We start from the raw sequence: 16,057 nt of genomic DNA on the forward strand, positions 1-16,057 counted from the left end.
TGAAACTCTTCATTCGTCGAGCTGGCAAGGGTGGTGACCCCGAGTGACCCGGTCACTGCACGAGATTTTCGCCGAGCACCGGTTCACGCCCGCGCAGCGGCGGATCGCGAGCTACCTGCTGGCCAACGGCGAGGACGCCGCGTACCTCACCAGCACCGAGCTGGCCGAACGGGCCGAGGTGAGCCAGCCGTCGGTGACCAGGTTCGTCGCGCTGCTCGGCTTCGACGGCTACGGCGCGTTCCGGCGGCATCTGCGCCAGACGGGCCGCACTCCCCCGTCGCCGGACAGCGGCTCGCGGTTCCAGGAGGGCGTCGACGCCGATCTGCGCAACCTCGCGGAGCTGCGGTCGACACTGGCCGACGAGCGCAGGCTGCGCGCGGTCGCCAAGCGGCTGATGAAGTCCGATCCGCTGGTGGTCATGGGTTTCCGCGTCTCGGCCGCGCCCGCGACGTTGTTCGGCTACCTCGCGGCGAAGATCCATCCGGACGTCCACGTGCTCGACAGCGGCGGCAGTGTGCTGGGCGACCGGCTCCGGCAGGCCCGCCGACGCGGGGCGCGCTCGGCGATCCTGTTCGCGCTCCCGCGTTACCCGCGTGAGGCGAGAGACGCACTGCTGCAGGCCAACGACCTCGGCCTGCACACCGTGCTGGTGACCGACAAGTCCGTGTCCCCGCTGACCCCCGACGCGGACGACGTGCTCAGCGCCGGCGTCGCCACGGAGCTCGTCTTCGACTCACACGCCGCCGTCATGTCGCTGACGGCCGTTCTCCTCGAGGCGATGACCGCGGCAGCGGGCGCCGTCGCGCAGCAGAGATTGGAAAGCTTTGAAGAATACGCAGCAGAGCGGGAACTCTTCCTCGCCGACTGAGCCGTTGACGGCCTACGACGACGTGCCGCTCAACCGGTTCCATCTCCGGATCACCGCGCTGACCTTCTGCGCGAACTTCTCCGACGGCTACGAGCTCGGCATCATCGGCGTGGCACTGCCGATGATCGCCACCGGCATGGGTTTCGGCTCGGTGTGGACCGGCCTGCTCGGCGCGTCCGCGCTGATCGGGATCTTCCTGGGCAGCATCCTGGTCGGCTGGGGCGCCGACCGCATCGGCCGCCAGCGCCTGTACCTGTGGGACTTCCTGCTGATCGCGGCCGCTTCGGCGGCGGAACTGTTCGTGCACAGCCCCGCCGAGCTGTTCGTGCTGCGCCTGCTGATCGGCATCGGGATCGGCGCCGACTACGCGCTCGGCCCGACACTCGTCGCGGAATTCGTGCCACGGCGCTATCGCGGCGGCCTGCTCGCCTCGCTCACCGTGCTGTGGACCGTCGGCTACGTCGCGGCCTTCTTCTTCGGCAACTACATGACCGGGCTGGGCGGCGACTCCTGGCGCTGGCTGCTGGCGAGCAGTTCACTGCCCGCGATCGCCGTGGTACTGCTGCGCATCGGCACTCCCGAGTCCCCGCGATGGTTGCTCAGCAAGGGAAAGATCGAAGAAGCCCGCGAAGTCGTCCGCCGTTTCGCAGGCCCGAACGTGGACTTCGAGACGTTCGCCCGCGACCACGTCTCCGAGCGCAAGGCCAAATACCGCGAGCTGTTCGGCCCGAAATACCGCCGCAACACGACTTTCGGCGTCGTGTTCTACAACGCGCAGGTCATCCCGTACTTCGCGATCTACACCTTCCTGCCGCTCGTGCTGGTGAAGATCGGCGTCGGCGAGGAAGGTTTCTTCGCCGACAGCGTGCTGAACGTCTTCCTGCTGGCGGGCAGCGTCGCCGGCCTGTGGTTCGTCGCGAAGATGTCCAGGCGCGGCTTGACGATCTGGTCGTTCGTCGTGCTCACCCTGTCACTCGCGCCGATGGCCGTCTGGCCGGACGCGCCGACCGTCGTGCTCTTCCCGCTGTTCCTGGTGTTCACCTTCACCATGTCCGCCGCGGTGAACCTCGACCAGGTGTATCCGCCGGAGCTGTTCCCGACCGAGCTGCGCAGCTCCGGCGTCGGCCTGCTCAACGGCATGAGCCGCATCGGCTCGGCGATCGGCACGTTCCTGCTGCCGCTCAGCTTCGACGCCTTCGGCTTCTCGAGCACCATGCTCGCGCTGACCGTGGTGCTGGTGGGCGGCCTGGTCGTCTCGATCTTCTGGGCGCCCGAGACCAAGACGGCCGCCCTCGACTAGGTCGTGAGTGGTACGGCCGGTTCTAACCGGCCGTACCACTCACGAGGCCTCAGCAGTGGCCGTAGGGCTTGTTGACCGCGACGCTGAACCCGTCGATGCCGGTCACCAGGCCACCCCAGCGCACACAGCCCGGCGACTTCAGCGGGTGCGTTTCCGCGAGGAAACGGAAGTTGCCGTTGTCGATGCTGCACACCTCTTTGCTGCCGTTCTTGGTGCACACGTAGGCGTTGGTGTGCGTGGCAACGCCGTAGGCCGCGGATTTGAACGTCGCGACGCAGTTCATCTGGTACGTGGCGTTCCAATACAGGACGACCGTGCCGAACAGGGCGTGCGAGGCGTTCCGCAGCTCATGCCGGTCGACCTCCACGAAACCCTTGCACCGGCCGGACTCCGCCGCCGGCGCCTGAGTCGACGCCTGCGCCCCCACCGTCACGGAACCCAGCAGGGCACCGGCCACGGCCGCGGTCGTCAGGCATCGAGTCATCCATGCGCGCATTCGCTTTCCCCTCATCCGAGATTCGGTGAGGAGCCTGCCCGACGACGCGCCCAGATCCCGCCCAGGACTCAAGCACGCAGGTGCGCGGCCGCGGGCACGACCGCGTGCCGCAGCGGCTCGCCCTGGATCAGGCGGCGCAGCTCGGCCGTGACGAGCTCGCCCATCCGGCCGCGCTCGGCGCTCAGCGCACCGGCCAGGTGCGGTGTCACGACGACGTTGGGCAGCGTGTACAGCGGCGAACCCGCGACCGGGGGCTCCGGGAACGTGACGTCCAGAATGGCCGTGAGGTCCTGGCGCTCGGCGAGCACGGGGATGACCGACGCCTCGTCGACGACCGCGCCACGGGCGGTGTTGATCAGGGTCGCGCCGGGTTCGAGGCTGGCGACGAGTTTGCCGTTCACCAGGCCTTCGGTCTCCGGGAGCAGCGGCGCGTGCAGGCTGACCACCGAGCACGACGCGAACAGCTCGTCCAGCTCGACCAGGCGGACGCCCAGGCCGTCGGCCGTCGAGGCGTCGACGACCGGGTCGCTGGCGAGCACCTCGACGTCGAAGTTACGCAGGTGGGAGGCGACGAGCGCGCCGATCTCGCCGAGGCCGAGCAGGCCGACCTTCGAGCGGTAGCCGCCGGGCACGTGGGGGTCCGCGGGGTACGCCTGGCGTTCGCGCAGCTCGCGGGCGACGCGGTGCACCTGCTTCAGGCCCAGGATGATCTGCGCGAGGGTGAACTCGGCGACCGGGATCGCGTTGGCCGACGCGGCCGACACGATCGGGATCTCGCGGGCCCAGAACTCGGGCGTGGTCAGCGGGCGGACCGAGCCCGCCGCGACCAGTACCGCGCGCAGGCTGTTCGCGTGTCCCAACAGGACGGAGTCGAGCACGGGGGCACCCCAGCCGGACAGCAGCACCTCGACACCGTCCAAAACGGACGGGTCGGCCGCGAGCCGCTCGCGGGTGACCGGCTCGCGCCAGTGCGTCAGCCGTTCGAGCTCCTCGCGCACCACCTTCGGGTACACATCGTCACGGCGCCGTTCCTCCATCACGAGCAAGGCCACCGGCCGGTGCTGTTCAAGCGTCATTTTCGCCTCCGGAAGCGACCATACATCCGACCCCTGTACCCAGAGTAACCCGGACCGTCCCCCTGATCGGGTAATTCTCCTTACGAAAGATTCGTAATCATCAGACCATTGACCGGTGGCCGGGAAAGCGCTTACCGTCCCTCCCCAACAGACAGCGCGGTCATTTGATCAACGGGAGAAGCGATGCGCAAATCGCGACGGGTCGGCGCCGGACTCATCGTCTCGGCACTGGTCCTCACAGGCTGCTCCGGCAGTCCGGCGGGTACGAACGTCGCGCAGGACACCAAGGCGCCACTGGAACTGTGGACCCGCACGACCCCCGGTCAGGCCGGTGAAGCGGCCACCAAGCGGCTCGCCGAGGCCTTCGAGAAGGCGTCCGGGTTCAAGGTCACCGTCACCGCGATCTTCGACGACTTCGAGACGAAGCTCGCCCAGCGCGCCGCCCAGCGCGACCTGCCGGACATCGTGCTGAACGACGTCGCGCAGCTCGGCACGATGAAGACCCAGGGGCTGCTTCGCGAAGTGGACCTGAGCAAGCTCAAGAACGCGCCCGATGTCATCGAACAGGGCCTCAACGCGACCAAGACGCCGGACGGCAAGCAGTACGGCCTGCCGTTCTCGGCGCAGGCCGCGGCGCTGCTCATCCGCAAGGACTGGCGCGAGAAGCTCGGCCAGCCGGTGCCCCAGGACTGGGCCGGAATCGTCAGCCTCGGCAAGGCCTTCGCCACGCAGGACCCGGACGGGAACGGCAAGAACGACACGGCGGGCCTGGTCACGACGATGTCGACCAAGCGTGGCTACGCCTCCTGGTACTTCTCGAACTTCCTGTGGGCCGCGGGCGGCGACTTCATCGCCAAGCAGGGCGACGGCAAGTACAAGCCCGCGATGAGCACCCCCGAGTCGGTCGCCGCCGTGCAGTGGTTCCGCGACCTGGCCTGCAAGGACAACGTGATGCAACCCGGTTCGGTCTCCATGGCCACCCCGGCGACCAACGACCTGTTCGAAGCGGGCAAGGGCGGCATGTACGTCGTCGCCTCCTACCTGCTCTCCCGGTTCGACAAGTCACTGGGCAAGGACAAGTACGAGGTCGTCCCGATGCCGAAGGGCGCGAAGAACGCCGACGTGCTCGCCGAGGGCAACGGCCTGTACCTGATGGCCGGTTCGCCGAACCAGGCAGGCCAGGACGCCTTTGCCGACTTCGCCATCTCCCCCGAAGGCCAGAAGATCGGCATGGAGGGCGACGCGGGCCCGATCGTGCAGCTGCCGATCAACAAGAAGGTCGACATCACCCAGCAGCGCCCCGACGCCCGCTGGAAGACCTACAACGACATCTTCACGAACTCGGGCCACTACGTCCCGTCGATCCCGAACTGGACCCCGGTCAGGCAGGACTCCGCCGACACCATCAGCTCGCTGATCGCCGACTGCAAACTCGACACCAAGGCCGAATTGGCCAAGCTGGACGCCAAGCTGGCCGAGACGCTGAAGCAGCAGGGGATCGCCTCGTCATGACGGTCGACCACGCACGTCCGCTGACCGACGGCGACCGCCGTCCCGTCGGTCAGCGGCTTCCCACCGCGAAGGCACGCAAGCGCCGCACCGGGCGCGACGGCCACTGGTGGACCCCTTGGGTCTTCCTGGCGCCCGCGCTGATCCTGTTCATCTACTTCAAGTTCATCCCGATGATCACCGCGGTGGTGATGTCCTTCCAGGACGTCCAGCCGTACCTGGGCAACCAGTGGGTCGGCACGCAGAACTACGAGTACGTGCTCGGCGACGACGCGTTCCACACCGCGCTGTGGCACACCGTGGTGATCGCGGTCGGCCAGACCGTCGGCTCGATGGTCCTCGGCCTGGCGCTGGCGCTGCTGATGGAGGGTCAGAGCAAGAAGCTCAAGTTCCTCCGCACGGCGTCGTTCCTGCCGGTGGTGGTGCCGATCGCGGTGGTCGCCGAGCTGTGGCGGATCATGTACCACCCGACAGAGGACGGGATGCTCAACTCGATCCTCGGCCTGGTCGGGCTGGGGCCGTCGGGTTACATCAACGACCCGGACAGCTCGCTGGTCTCGGTGATCATCACCGGCATCTGGCGCGGGGCGCCCTACGACATGATGATCTTCCTGGCCGGCCTGGCAGGCATCGACCGGGGACTCTACGAGGCGGCGACCGTCGACGGCGCGTCCCGCTGGCGCAAGATCCTGCACGTCACGCTGCCCGGCCTGCGCTCGGTCTTCTCGATCCTGTTCGTGCTCGCCGCGATCCGCGGCCTGCGCGTGTTCACCGAGGTCTTCCTGCTCACCAACGGCGGGCCGAACGGCTCGACCGAGGTGGCGATGACCTTGATCTACAAACTCGGCCTGGAACAGAACCGGCTGGGCGTCGGCGCGGCGGGAGCCGTGCTGTTGTTCCTGCTGACGCTCCTGCTCACCCTGTTCGTCCAGATCATCCGGCGGAGGCGGGACGCATGACCTCAACCCACGACAGCGCGCTCGGCCTCGAGGCCGTCAAGTCCCCGCTCGGGCGCGTGCTGAAGTTCTTCCTTTACGCGCTGCTGCTGCTCGTCTTCGCGGGCCCGCTGCTGGCGCTGCTGGTCAGCTCGTTCAACGACGTCACCGACCCGACCGCGCTCAGCGTGGTCCCGTCGAGCCCGACGCTGGGCAACTTCGGCATCGCCTGGAACCTGGGTGTCGGCAAGTACCTGCTGAACTCGTTCTTCATTGTCGGATTCGGCCTGCTGCTGCAGGTGGCGGTCTCGGTGATGGCGGGCTACGCGCTGGCGCGCAAGAAGTTCCGGTTCATGTCGCTGGTGTTCGTCGCCATCCTCGCGACGCTCATGCTGCCCGAGGAGATCCTGGCGATCCCGCTTTCGCTGATCCTGTCGGACATCCCGGTGCTGCACATCAACCTGATCGGCAGCCTGGCCGGTGTCATCGTGCCGCTGGGCGCGTGGGCGTTCTCGATCCTGGTGATGACCGAGTTCATGAAGGACGTGCCCCGCGAACTCGAAGAGGCCGCCCGCATCGACGGCGCCGGTGACCTGCGCATCTTCGCGCAGATCATCCTGCCGATGTGCAGGCCGGCGCTCGGCGTGATCGGCGTGTTCGGGTTCACCATGATCTGGGACCAGTACCTGCTGCCACTGCTCGTCTCGACCGACTCGTCGACCTACACGCTGCCGCTGGCGCTGCGCACGCTGCGCGTGGACCCCGACGTCACGCCCGGCGTGATCATGGCGGCGTCGCTGCTGGCGCTGCTGCCCTCGGTCGCCGCGTTCCTGTTCTTCCAGCGCTCGTTCGTCCGGGGCCTCGCCTCGGGCGCGCTCAAGGGCTGAGTATCCACAAAGGAGCAAAACTCCGTTGAGTACCACCGACAAGACCTGGTTCACCCACGACCGCTTCGGCATGTTCGTCCACTGGGGACTGTACTCGTTGGCCGCACGGCACGAATGGGTCCAGAACCGCGAAAAGCTGACCGACGAGCAGTACCGCGTCTACTTCGACCACTTCGAGCCGGACAAGTACGACCCGCGCGAGTGGGCGCGCGCGGCCAAGGCCGCCGGGATGCGCTACGTCGTGCTCACCACCAAGCACCACGACGGATTCTGCCTGTGGGACAGCGATCTCACGGACTTCTCGGTCAAGAACACCCCGTACGGCAAGGACCTGCTGGGACCGTACGTCGAGGCCTTGCGCGACGAGGGGCTCAAGGTCGGCTTCTATCACTCGCTGATCGACTGGCACCACCCGTCGTTCCCGATCGACGGCACGCACCCGCGCCGCGACGACGCCGAGTACATCGAGGCCAACAAAGACCGCGACATCGTCGAGTACCAGAAGTACCTGCACGGCCAGGTCCGTGAGCTGCTGACTCGCTACGGCACGATCGACTACCTGTTCTTCGACTTCTCCTACGAGGGACGCGAAGAATGGTGGGGCGGCAAGGGCGCGGACGCCTGGGCGGCGCCCGCGCTGCTCGAGCTGGTCCGCGAGCTGCAGCCGGGCATCCTGGTCAACGACCGCACCGGCGTCCCCGGCGACTTCATCACCCCGGAGCAGTACCAGCCGTCCGGCCCGATGACCCGCGACGGCGTCCCGGTGGTGTGGGAGGCGTGCCAGACGCTCAACGGCAGCTGGGGTTACGACCGCGACAACCTCGACTGGAAGACCCCGGAGCTGTTGATCCGGATGCTGGTCGACGGCGTTTCGAAGGACGGCAACCTGCTGCTCAACGTCGGCCCGAACGGCCGCGGCGAGATCGACCCGGAAGCGCGCGCGGTGCTCGCCGAACTGGGTACTTGGATGGACCGCCACGACAAGGCGATCTACGGCTGCGGACCGTCCGAGTTCACCGCGCCCTCCGACACCCGGTTCACCCAGCGCGGTGACCGGCTTTATCTCCACCTGTTCGCCTGGCCGCTGAACCACGTGCACCTGCCGGGGCTGGCCGGGCGCGTGCGCTACGCCCAGCTGCTGACCGACGCCTCGGAAATCGAGCTGGTCAAGATCGACCCGAACCGGCAGGCGCAGAACACCCGGATGGGCGGGCAGCCCGAGGGCACGCTCACAATCCGGCTGCCGACGCGCAAGCCGAACACCCCTGTCCCCGTCGTCGAACTGTTTCTCACTCCTTCCGCTGAATGACATTGGAGTCATCATGGATCGCAGAACGTTCCTCAACGCCGCCGCGCTCGGCGCGGTGGTGGCCACAGTGCCGTGGTTGACGACCACGTCCGCGTCAGCCACCACCCAGGGGGTGACCGTCAATTCGCTGACCGCGCTGCAAAACGCGATCAACTCGGCCACCCCCGGCACCGTGATCACCCTCGCGAACGGTGACTACACCGTGCCCGCGGGCGGCCAGATCACCGTGGCCAACAAGAACGGTGACGAAGACTTCCCGATCACCATCGTCTCGCAGTCGCGCGGCGGCGCGATCCTGCGCGGCGAGAACACCTTCGTCATCAGCAACTCGTCGTGGATCACCATCAGCGGCTTCTCGTTGCGCCAGAGCACCACACTCGACATCGCGCCGTCCAACTCGCACATCCGGCTGACCCGCAACGACCTACAGTTCGCGGACATCGAGGGCCTGCACTGGGTGATGGTCCGCGCGGACGACACGAAGGTCGACCGCAACCACTTCCACAACAAGACCACGCTCGGCATCTTCCTCGGCGTCGAAGGCGACGGCGACACCGCCATGGCCCAGCGCGTGCACATCTACCGCAACTACTTCTCCGACCACTTCTTCCCCGGCGACAACGGCGGCGAGCCGATCCGCCTGGGCATCAGCAAGCGCGCGCTGAGCGTCGCGGGCGCCACGGTCGAGTACAACCTGTTCGAGCGGGCCAACGGCGACCCCGAGGCGATCTCGGTCAAGTCGTCCGGCAACACGATCCGCAACAACACCATCCGCAACAGCATCGGCGGCATCGTGCTGCGCCACGGCAACGGCACCCGGGTCGAGTCGAACTACATCCTGGACGGCAAAGAGGGCATCCGGATCTACGGCAACGACCACGTCATCGTCAACAACTACCTGTCGGGCCTCACGGACCCGAAGAGCCGCGCACTGGTGGTCGGCAGCGGGACCGAACGCGACCACGTGCCCGGCGAGTCCGACGCCGCGCGGCGTGGCAACGACGCGGCCGACCGGGTGCTCATCGCGCACAACACGTTGCTGAACAACACCAGCACGCTGTCCGGCGAGACCAGCCGCCCGTTCGAGCCGAGCTTCTGCAAGATCGTGGACAACCTGTTCGTCGGCGCCACCGGCGACCTGGTGGCCATGGGCAACACCACGAGCTTCACCTGGTCCGGCAACATCCTTTACGGCGCCGCGGCCGACGGCAACATCCCGGCGGGTACCTTCACCAGGGCCAACCCGTTGCTGGCGGTGGGTTCCGACGGGATCTCGCGGCTCTTGGCGGGCAGCCCGGCGATCAACGCGGCGACCTACTCCCCCGCGCCGGTCACCACGGACCTCGACGGCCAGACCCGTGGTTCCCAGCGGGACGTCGGCGCCGACGAGTACAGCACCTGCGGGCCGTGCGCGCACCCGCTCACCACCGCGGACGTCGGGCCCAACGCTCCGTAAACCGGCTGGCAGATCGAGGAGGAAAGCATGCCGCAGCGCGTCGCGGGTTCCGCGACCTTGGCCGACGTCGCCCGTGAGGCTGGCGTGTCGCTGGCGACGGCGTCACGCGTGCTCAACGGCGGCAACCGCCAGGTCGGCGGTGAGCTGCGGAAGTCCGTGCTCCAGGCGGCGAGACGGCTGCAGTACACCGCGAACGGGCCAGCGCAGGCGATGGCGCGCGGGCGCGGCACCGTGGTCGGGCTGCTGGTCCACGACATCGTCGACCCGTATTTCTCCTCGATCGCCGCCGGCGTCATGCGGGTGGCGGCCCAGCACCGGCTCACGGTGACCATCGCCAGCACGGCGAACCACCCGGAGAACGAACTGGAGTACGTCTCGACCCTGCGCGGGCAGCGGGCCAGGGCGGTCATCCTGGCCGGTTCGCGGGTCGAGAACCGGTCGCTGCAGCGACGGCTGACCGACGAGCTGCGCGCGTTCGAAGCGGCCGAGGGCCGCGCGGTGGTGATCGGCCAGCGGAAGCTGCCGTTCGACACCGTCATGCTCGAGAACCGGCGGGGCGCGGCCGATCTGGCCAAGGGCCTCGCCGGTCTCGGGCATCGCTCGTTCGCGGTGCTCGCCGGGCCGCCGGAGCTGCTGACCTCGCGGGACCGGGTGACCGGTTTCCGCGAGGCGCTCGGCCACCAAGGGCTCACGCTGCCGCCGAAACAGGTGCTGCACACGGTGTTCACCCGCGACGGCGGCTACCAGGCCATGGTGCGGCTGATCGACGGGGGTTTCCGCGACGGCTGCGTCTTCGCGGTGAACGACGTGATGGCCGTCGGCGCCATGGCCGCCTGCCGTGACCGCGGCCTGCGCGTGCCGCAGGACATCGCGGTCGCCGGGTTCGACGACATCATCACGCTGCGGGACATCAGGCCCTCACTCTCGACGGTGCGCGTGCCGATCGAGTCCATGGGTGAGAAGGCCTTCGAATTCGCGCTCTCCGACCGGCTCGGGGAGCCGCGGGTGCATCAGGTGACCGGCGAGGTCGTACTACGGGAGAGCACAGCCCGTTAGGGGTGCTGTGCTCGGGTAAAACCTGCGCCGACCTACCATGGGAAAGCGCTTTCACAAGCAGGAGGACGAATGAAGCTCGGCGTGGTCATGAACGGCGTGACCGGACGGATGGGATACCGCCAGCACCTGCTGCGGTCCGTGCTCGCGATCCGTGAGCAGGGCGGTGTCGAACTCGCGGACGGCACCCGGGTCCAGCTGGAGCCGATGCTGGTCGGCCGCAACGCCGACAAGCTGCGTGACATCGCGCAGCGGCACGGACTGGAGAACTGGACGACCGATCTCGACACGGCGCTGTCCGACAGCAATTATCCGGTCTACTTCGACGCGCAGCTGACCCAGGCGCGCGAGAAGGCGCTCATCGCGGCCATGGACGCCGAGCGCCACGTCTACACCGAGAAGCCGACCGCCGAGACCCTCGAAGGCGCGCTCGACCTCGCCAGGCGCGCCGAGGCCGCCGGTGTTAAGAACGGTGTCGTGCACGACAAGCTCTACCTGCCGGGGCTGCTCAAGCTGAAGCGCCTCATCGACTCCGGCTTCTTCGGCCGGATCCTTTCGGTGCGCGGCGAATTCGGCTACTGGGTGTTCGAGGGCGACTGGCAGTCCGCGCAGCGGCCGAGCTGGAACTACCGCGCCGAGGACGGCGGCGGCATCGTGCTCGACATGTTCTGCCACTGGAGCTACGTGCTGGAGAACCTCTTCGGCCGCGTCGAGTCCGTCACCGCCAAGGCCGTCACGCACGTGCCGGAGCGCTTCGACGAGCGTGGCGAGAAGTACGCCGCCACCGCCGACGACTCCGCGTACGGCATCTTCGAGCTGGCGGGCGGGATCATCGCGCAGATCAATTCCTCCTGGTGCGTCCGCGTGAACCGCGACGAGCTGGTCGAGTTCCAGGTCGACGGCACGCACGGCAGCGCGGTCGCCGGCCTGCACGGCTGCAAGATCCAGCCGCGCGTCGCGACGCCGAAGCCGGTCTGGAACCCCGACCTCGCGCAGAACGAGCCGTTCCGCGAGCAGTGGCAGGAAGTGCCCGACAACGCAGTGCACGACAACGGGTTCAAGGCCCAGTGGGAGCAGTTCATCCGCCACGTGGTCGACAACGAGCCCAACCACTACGACTTCATGGCGGGCGCGCGTGGCCTGCGTGTCGCCGAAGCCGGCCTCCAGTCCTCGCGAGAAGGCCGCCGCATCGAGCTAGGAGAGCTGAACCTGTGATCCGCCCGGGACTGTGCTCGGTGACCTTGCGCCGCCTCGACGTCGACGACGTCGCCGAGCGGGCCGCGTCGGCGGGCCTGAAAGTGATCGAGTGGGGCGCGGACGTCCACGTCCGCCCCGGTGACGACTGGGGTCTCGGCCGTGCCCGCGAAGCCATGGCACGCCACGACCTCGTCTGCGGCTCGTACGGCTCGTACTTCCGTGCCACCCGTGGGGAAATCGGCCACTTCACCGACATCGCCGCGACCGCGCAGGAGATCGGCGCGCCCCGGATCCGGGTCTGGGCAGGCAAATCCGGTTCGGCCGACGTCGAGCCCGACGAGCGCGAGCAGGTGGTGGCCGGGCTGCGCGAGGCCACCGACATCGCGGCCGACCACGGCATCGAGCTCGCGCTCGAGTTCCACGGCGGCACCCTCACCGACACCGCCGAGTCCACCATCCAGCTGCTGGACGAGGTCGACCGCGCCAACCTCGGCACCTATTGGCAGCCACCCCAGGACCTCCCGGACGAGCCCGCCTTGGCGGGCCTGCGGCTGGTACTCGACCACGTGCGCGCGGTGCACGTCTTCTCGTGGTGGCCCGCCAACGAGCGCCGGCTGCTCACCGCCAGGGCTCCTTTGTGGACGGAGGCGTTCAAGATACTGACGGAGCTGGACCGCCCGCTCGACGCGTTGCTGGAGTTCGTGCCGGGCAACGACCCCGAGCTGCTGTCCGGAGAGGCGCAGTCGCTGCGGGAACTCCTGTGACCGGCCCGTTCACCGAGCAAGACCGGCTGCTCTTCATCGGCGACTCGATCACCGACTCCGGCCGCGACCGCTCGGACCCGAACTCGCTCGGCGCCGGCTACGTCCGCCAGATCGCGGCCGCACTGAACGCGCCAGCCGTGCTCAACAAGGGCCTGAACGGCAACCGGATCTACGACATGAAGGCACGCTGGGCCACCGACGTGCTCGCCGAGCGCCCGACCGTGGTGACGGTCAAGATCGGCATCAACGACACCTGGCGCACCTTCGACCGGGGACTCGCCAGCCCGATCGACCGTTTCCACGCGGCCTACACCAGTGTCCTCGCCCAGACCCGCCGTCACCTCACGGCGGATCTGTACATCATCACGCCGTTCCTCCTGCCGGTCAGGGCGGAGCAGCACAGCTGGATGGACGACCTCGCACCCCGCATCGAGGTCGCCCGCGAGCTGGCGGCCGAGTTCGGCGCCCGCCTGGTCAGGGCGGACCTGATCATGCCGAAAGCGGCCGCCGAACACGGCGCGGCCACCCTCGCGCCCGACGGCGTCCACCCGAGCGGGCTCGGCCACCGCATCCTGGCCGCGGCCTGGCTCGACGCGGCAGGTGTGCCCCCGCCCCACACCTGGGCGCACACCGACGAGACGGGTCCGGACCACCAGGTCCGGGCCCGTCCCGCTACCCAGGAGCCGGAAGGTCCATGATCCCGGTGGCCTGCGACCAGACACAACGCCACGTGCCGCCGTCCTCGGTGTAGACGTCGGTGTGCCAGGCCTCGTGCCGCGGGATGTCCGCGCCGTGGACGGTGAGCGCGATGAAGCACCGGTACCGCAGGACGACGACGTCGGTGCCGACGATGGCGTCCACGTCGCCGATCAGCCCCAGCTCCCGGTAGACGACCCGCCCGGTGGTGAGGAGATCGAGGTATTCGGCCTTCGTCCACACGGCGCCGGTCGGGTTGCACAACCGGTACTCCTCGGCGTGCAAGCGGTCGTAGGCGCCGCGATCCACGTCGAGAAGACACTGGATCCGCTCATGCTCGGCCTTGATCACTTCGCCGGCCACATCATTGCTCATACCCGAGCCTATCCAGTCTGTGCCGGTGGACGCCGAGCCGAGCGGCAGGGATGGGCCCGGCCCCTTGCCTTAAACGATGTGTGGGCTCACCGGTTCTTGAAAGTCCATTGTGGATCTTCATGTGGATAGTGGCATAGGTCTCTGGTTGTCAGTATGATGGAGGCATGGCCAGCACCGAGACACTTGCCGACGCGCCGCCTCAGTGGTGGCGCGTGGACAAGGACGCGCTCATGCTGGACTACGTCGCCCTCGAACAAGAAAAACGCCGCCTCGACGCCAAACAAGGGCACATTCTCGCGGAGATCGAATCCCGCGGTGTGCGGGAAGTGACCGGCTACGCGGCGCTCTCGCACAGGGTGGCCAAATGCGCGCGGATGAGACCGTCGGAGGCGAACGCGCGGGTCAAACGAGCCCGCGACTTGAACCAGCGTCGTGATGGTGCCACAGAGATTCCCGCGTTCGCACCCTATACCGCGACCGCTGCTGCCGAAGGCGTTCTGGGTGCGGATCAGATCGACGCCGTGTTGAAAGCTTTGCACGCGCTGCCGACCACGCTGACCGCCGAAGAGCGGGAAGGTGGGGAGAAGATCCTCACCGACCTCGCCGCTGTTGGCGACCTCAACGAGATCCCCGTGGCGGGCAAGCGGCTGCTCGACCAGATCGACCCCGACGGGCCAGAACCCCGCGACCCTGAACCGGCCGAACGTGGGAACGAGTTGCAGTACATCACCCACCGCGACGGCAGCCACGGCGTGAAAGTCCGTATCGACTCCGAAACCCTCGCCCGACTCAAAGCCCTCCTCGATCCCATGGCGAAACCCCGCCCGGCCACCGACGAAGAAGGCCCGGACACCCGCTCGCAGTGGGAACGCAACGGCGACGCCTTCGCCACCTTCGTCCGCCTCGGCATGGCCCACCCCGACATCCCCACCCAAACCGGAGAATCCGTCCACGTCGTCGTGACCGTCTCACTCGAAGACCTCAAAACCGGCCTCGGCCGGGCGTGCCTGGACCTGGTCGGCGACATCTCCGCCGCCGAAGCCCGACGGATGGCGTGCGAGTGCAAGGTCATCCCCGCCACACTCGGCGCCCACGGCGAACCACTCGACCTCGGCCGAGCCCAACGCCTCGCCTCCCCCGCCCTACGCCGGGCCCTCGCCATCAGAGACCGAGGCTGCGCGTTCCCCGGGTGCACGGAGCCGCAGCAACGCTGTACCGCCCACCACATTGTCCACTGGGCACACCACGGCGAGACCGAAATCCACAATCTCGTGCTGCTCTGCGCGCGGCATCACCGCCTGGTCCATCACAGTGACTGGAAAGTCCGGATGGCCTACGACAACCTCCCCGAATTCATTCCACCGAAGTTCATCGACGCCGCCCAGACACCCCGCCGCAACACCATGCACACCACCCGAACCTGAACCAACCCCGGGAAACGCACCACCCATAGCAACACCACCCAGGCGCAGCCACCCCACTGCGCCACATTCTCATGTCCCCAGCCAGAAGCCGGACCTCGAATCGACGGCTTCCCCTGGCCTCCGGCAGCCTGACCCAGAAACGGGGTGGGCGCACCGCATTCCCAGCCACCAACGGCCGACCCAGGGACTGATCACGCCACGGTGCCCCGGTCCGTATGGAGGTTTCCGCTGCCAACCACCACAAAACCGGACCACCGAGCGGAAACTTCCATACGGGACCGGCCCGAAACGCAACCACCGCAACCCCAAACCCAAGCCCCGCACCAAACCCCAGCAACCCACCCCACCCCACCCCAACCTCAGGCAAGCCCCCGAGGCCACAACACCCAACCCCCAGAGGCCGCAATAAAGCCCGCTAAACTCCCCGAAGTAAAGCCTGCTTTATCCCACAAGATAAAGCAGGCTTTACTCCCCAAGGTTTAGCAGGCTCTACCACGCGAGATTTAGCAGGCTCTACTCCAGGGAGTTTAGCGGGCTTTATCGCGCGGGATAAAGCCCGCTTTACCCCCAGGAGTTTAGCGGGCTTTATCGCGTGGGGTTTAGCGGGCTTCACCCCGCGGGGTTTAGCGGGCTTCACCCCGCGGGGTTTAGCGGGCTTCACCCCACGGGGTTTAGCGGGCTTCACCCCGCGGGGTTTAGCGGGCTTCACCCC

The 16,057-nt window shown here is 67.8% G+C and carries 14 protein-coding genes and 1 pseudogene; 12 read left to right on the forward strand and 3 right to left on the reverse strand.

Going from position 1 to position 16,057, the window contains the following annotated elements; all coding sequences use genetic code 11:
* The first annotated feature begins 43 nt into the window (after positions 1 to 43).
* Together AB5J62_RS23465 and AB5J62_RS23470 are read left to right on the forward strand one after the other, a co-directional pair.
* The gene (locus tag AB5J62_RS23465; protein WP_370942070.1) at positions 44 to 868 is read left to right on the forward strand and encodes a MurR/RpiR family transcriptional regulator; all 825 of its coding nucleotides are present in this window, start codon (positions 44 to 46) and stop codon (positions 866 to 868) included.
* Between the two features lie 4 nt (positions 869 to 872).
* A complete protein-coding gene (locus AB5J62_RS23470; RefSeq protein ID WP_370942071.1) occupies positions 873 to 2,168 on the forward strand; it encodes an MFS transporter in 1,296 nt (431 codons plus the stop codon).
* Positions 2,169 to 2,217: 49 nt separating this feature from the next.
* Here AB5J62_RS23470 and AB5J62_RS23475 read toward each other — a convergent pair whose 3' ends face one another.
* Together AB5J62_RS23475 and AB5J62_RS23480 are read right to left on the reverse strand one after the other, a co-directional pair.
* The gene (locus AB5J62_RS23475; RefSeq protein ID WP_370942072.1) at positions 2,218 to 2,664 is read right to left on the reverse strand and encodes a hypothetical protein; all 447 of its coding nucleotides are present in this window, start codon (positions 2,662 to 2,664) and stop codon (positions 2,218 to 2,220) included.
* A 68-nt stretch (positions 2,665 to 2,732) separates the two neighbouring features.
* Positions 2,733 to 3,740: a hydroxyacid dehydrogenase gene (locus tag AB5J62_RS23480; RefSeq protein ID WP_370942073.1), complete on the reverse strand. Its 1,008-nt coding sequence runs from the start codon at positions 3,738 to 3,740 to the stop codon at positions 2,733 to 2,735.
* Between the two features lie 183 nt (positions 3,741 to 3,923).
* Between AB5J62_RS23480 and AB5J62_RS23485 the strand changes: the two genes are divergently transcribed.
* The 9 genes and pseudogenes from AB5J62_RS23485 (at position 3,924) to AB5J62_RS23525 (ending at position 13,548) form a co-directional block, all read left to right on the forward strand.
* Positions 3,924 to 5,252 (forward strand): ABC transporter substrate-binding protein, encoded by a 1,329-nt coding sequence (locus AB5J62_RS23485; protein WP_370942074.1) that lies wholly within the window; start codon positions 3,924 to 3,926, stop codon positions 5,250 to 5,252.
* Positions 5,249 to 6,208, forward strand: a complete 960-nt coding sequence (locus tag AB5J62_RS23490) for a carbohydrate ABC transporter permease (protein ID WP_370942075.1) — start codon at positions 5,249 to 5,251, stop codon at positions 6,206 to 6,208. The genes AB5J62_RS23485 and AB5J62_RS23490 overlap by 4 nt, the downstream gene beginning before the upstream one ends.
* Positions 6,205 to 7,071, forward strand: coding sequence for a carbohydrate ABC transporter permease (locus AB5J62_RS23495; protein WP_370942076.1), 867 nt, complete (start codon positions 6,205 to 6,207; stop codon positions 7,069 to 7,071). The genes AB5J62_RS23490 and AB5J62_RS23495 overlap by 4 nt, the downstream gene beginning before the upstream one ends.
* A gap of 19 nt (positions 7,072 to 7,090) precedes the next feature.
* A pseudogene (locus AB5J62_RS23500) lies at positions 7,091 to 8,380 on the forward strand (alpha-L-fucosidase); the annotation flags it as partial.
* 13 nt (positions 8,381 to 8,393) lie between these two features.
* Positions 8,394 to 9,836 carry a chondroitinase-B domain-containing protein gene (locus AB5J62_RS23505; RefSeq protein WP_370942077.1) on the forward strand — a complete coding sequence of 481 codons (1,443 nt, stop codon included), beginning with the start codon at positions 8,394 to 8,396 and terminating at the stop codon, positions 9,834 to 9,836.
* Between the two features lie 27 nt (positions 9,837 to 9,863).
* Positions 9,864 to 10,892 (forward strand): LacI family DNA-binding transcriptional regulator, encoded by a 1,029-nt coding sequence (locus AB5J62_RS23510; RefSeq protein ID WP_370942078.1) that lies wholly within the window; start codon positions 9,864 to 9,866, stop codon positions 10,890 to 10,892.
* Positions 10,893 to 10,961: 69 nt separating this feature from the next.
* A complete protein-coding gene (locus tag AB5J62_RS23515) occupies positions 10,962 to 12,104 on the forward strand; it encodes a Gfo/Idh/MocA family protein (RefSeq protein ID WP_370942079.1) in 1,143 nt (380 codons plus the stop codon).
* The gene (locus AB5J62_RS23520; protein WP_370942080.1) at positions 12,101 to 12,850 is read left to right on the forward strand and encodes a sugar phosphate isomerase/epimerase family protein; all 750 of its coding nucleotides are present in this window, start codon (positions 12,101 to 12,103) and stop codon (positions 12,848 to 12,850) included. Before AB5J62_RS23515 ends, AB5J62_RS23520 begins: the two co-directional genes overlap by 4 nt.
* The gene (locus AB5J62_RS23525; protein WP_370942081.1) at positions 12,847 to 13,548 is read left to right on the forward strand and encodes an SGNH/GDSL hydrolase family protein; all 702 of its coding nucleotides are present in this window, start codon (positions 12,847 to 12,849) and stop codon (positions 13,546 to 13,548) included. The genes AB5J62_RS23520 and AB5J62_RS23525 overlap by 4 nt, the downstream gene beginning before the upstream one ends.
* On the opposite strand, the gene AB5J62_RS23530 is transcribed toward AB5J62_RS23525, so the two are convergent.
* A complete protein-coding gene (locus AB5J62_RS23530) occupies positions 13,523 to 13,921 on the reverse strand; it encodes a nuclear transport factor 2 family protein (protein ID WP_370942082.1) in 399 nt (132 codons plus the stop codon). The two genes, AB5J62_RS23525 and AB5J62_RS23530, sit on opposite strands and share 26 nt — an antisense overlap.
* Before the next feature lie 164 nt (positions 13,922 to 14,085).
* Here AB5J62_RS23530 and AB5J62_RS23535 point away from each other — a divergent pair, with 164 nt between their 5' ends.
* Positions 14,086 to 15,345 carry a DUF222 domain-containing protein gene (locus AB5J62_RS23535; RefSeq protein WP_370942083.1) on the forward strand — a complete coding sequence of 420 codons (1,260 nt, stop codon included), beginning with the start codon at positions 14,086 to 14,088 and terminating at the stop codon, positions 15,343 to 15,345.
* Positions 15,346 to 16,057 lie beyond the last annotated feature (712 nt).

It is taken from the genome of Amycolatopsis sp. cg5, from assembly GCF_041346955.1.
In the GTDB taxonomy this organism is placed as follows: domain Bacteria; phylum Actinomycetota; class Actinomycetes; order Mycobacteriales; family Pseudonocardiaceae; genus Amycolatopsis.

Coding starts and splice junctions, on each gene's coding strand:
- AB5J62_RS23475 (WP_370942072.1), bottom strand. CDS start 2,664: ATGCGCGCATGGATGACTCGATGCCTGACGACCGCGGCCGTGGCCGGT.
- AB5J62_RS23480 (WP_370942073.1), bottom strand. CDS start 3,740: ATGACGCTTGAACAGCACCGGCCGGTGGCCTTGCTCGTGATGGAGGAA.
- AB5J62_RS23485 (WP_370942074.1), top strand. CDS start 3,924: ATGCGCAAATCGCGACGGGTCGGCGCCGGACTCATCGTCTCGGCACTG.
- AB5J62_RS23490 (WP_370942075.1), top strand. CDS start 5,249: ATGACGGTCGACCACGCACGTCCGCTGACCGACGGCGACCGCCGTCCC.
- AB5J62_RS23495 (WP_370942076.1), top strand. CDS start 6,205: ATGACCTCAACCCACGACAGCGCGCTCGGCCTCGAGGCCGTCAAGTCC.
- AB5J62_RS23505 (WP_370942077.1), top strand. CDS start 8,394: ATGGATCGCAGAACGTTCCTCAACGCCGCCGCGCTCGGCGCGGTGGTG.
- AB5J62_RS23510 (WP_370942078.1), top strand. CDS start 9,864: ATGCCGCAGCGCGTCGCGGGTTCCGCGACCTTGGCCGACGTCGCCCGT.
- AB5J62_RS23515 (WP_370942079.1), top strand. CDS start 10,962: ATGAAGCTCGGCGTGGTCATGAACGGCGTGACCGGACGGATGGGATAC.
- AB5J62_RS23530 (WP_370942082.1), bottom strand. CDS start 13,921: ATGAGCAATGATGTGGCCGGCGAAGTGATCAAGGCCGAGCATGAGCGG.
- AB5J62_RS23535 (WP_370942083.1), top strand. CDS start 14,086: ATGGCCAGCACCGAGACACTTGCCGACGCGCCGCCTCAGTGGTGGCGC.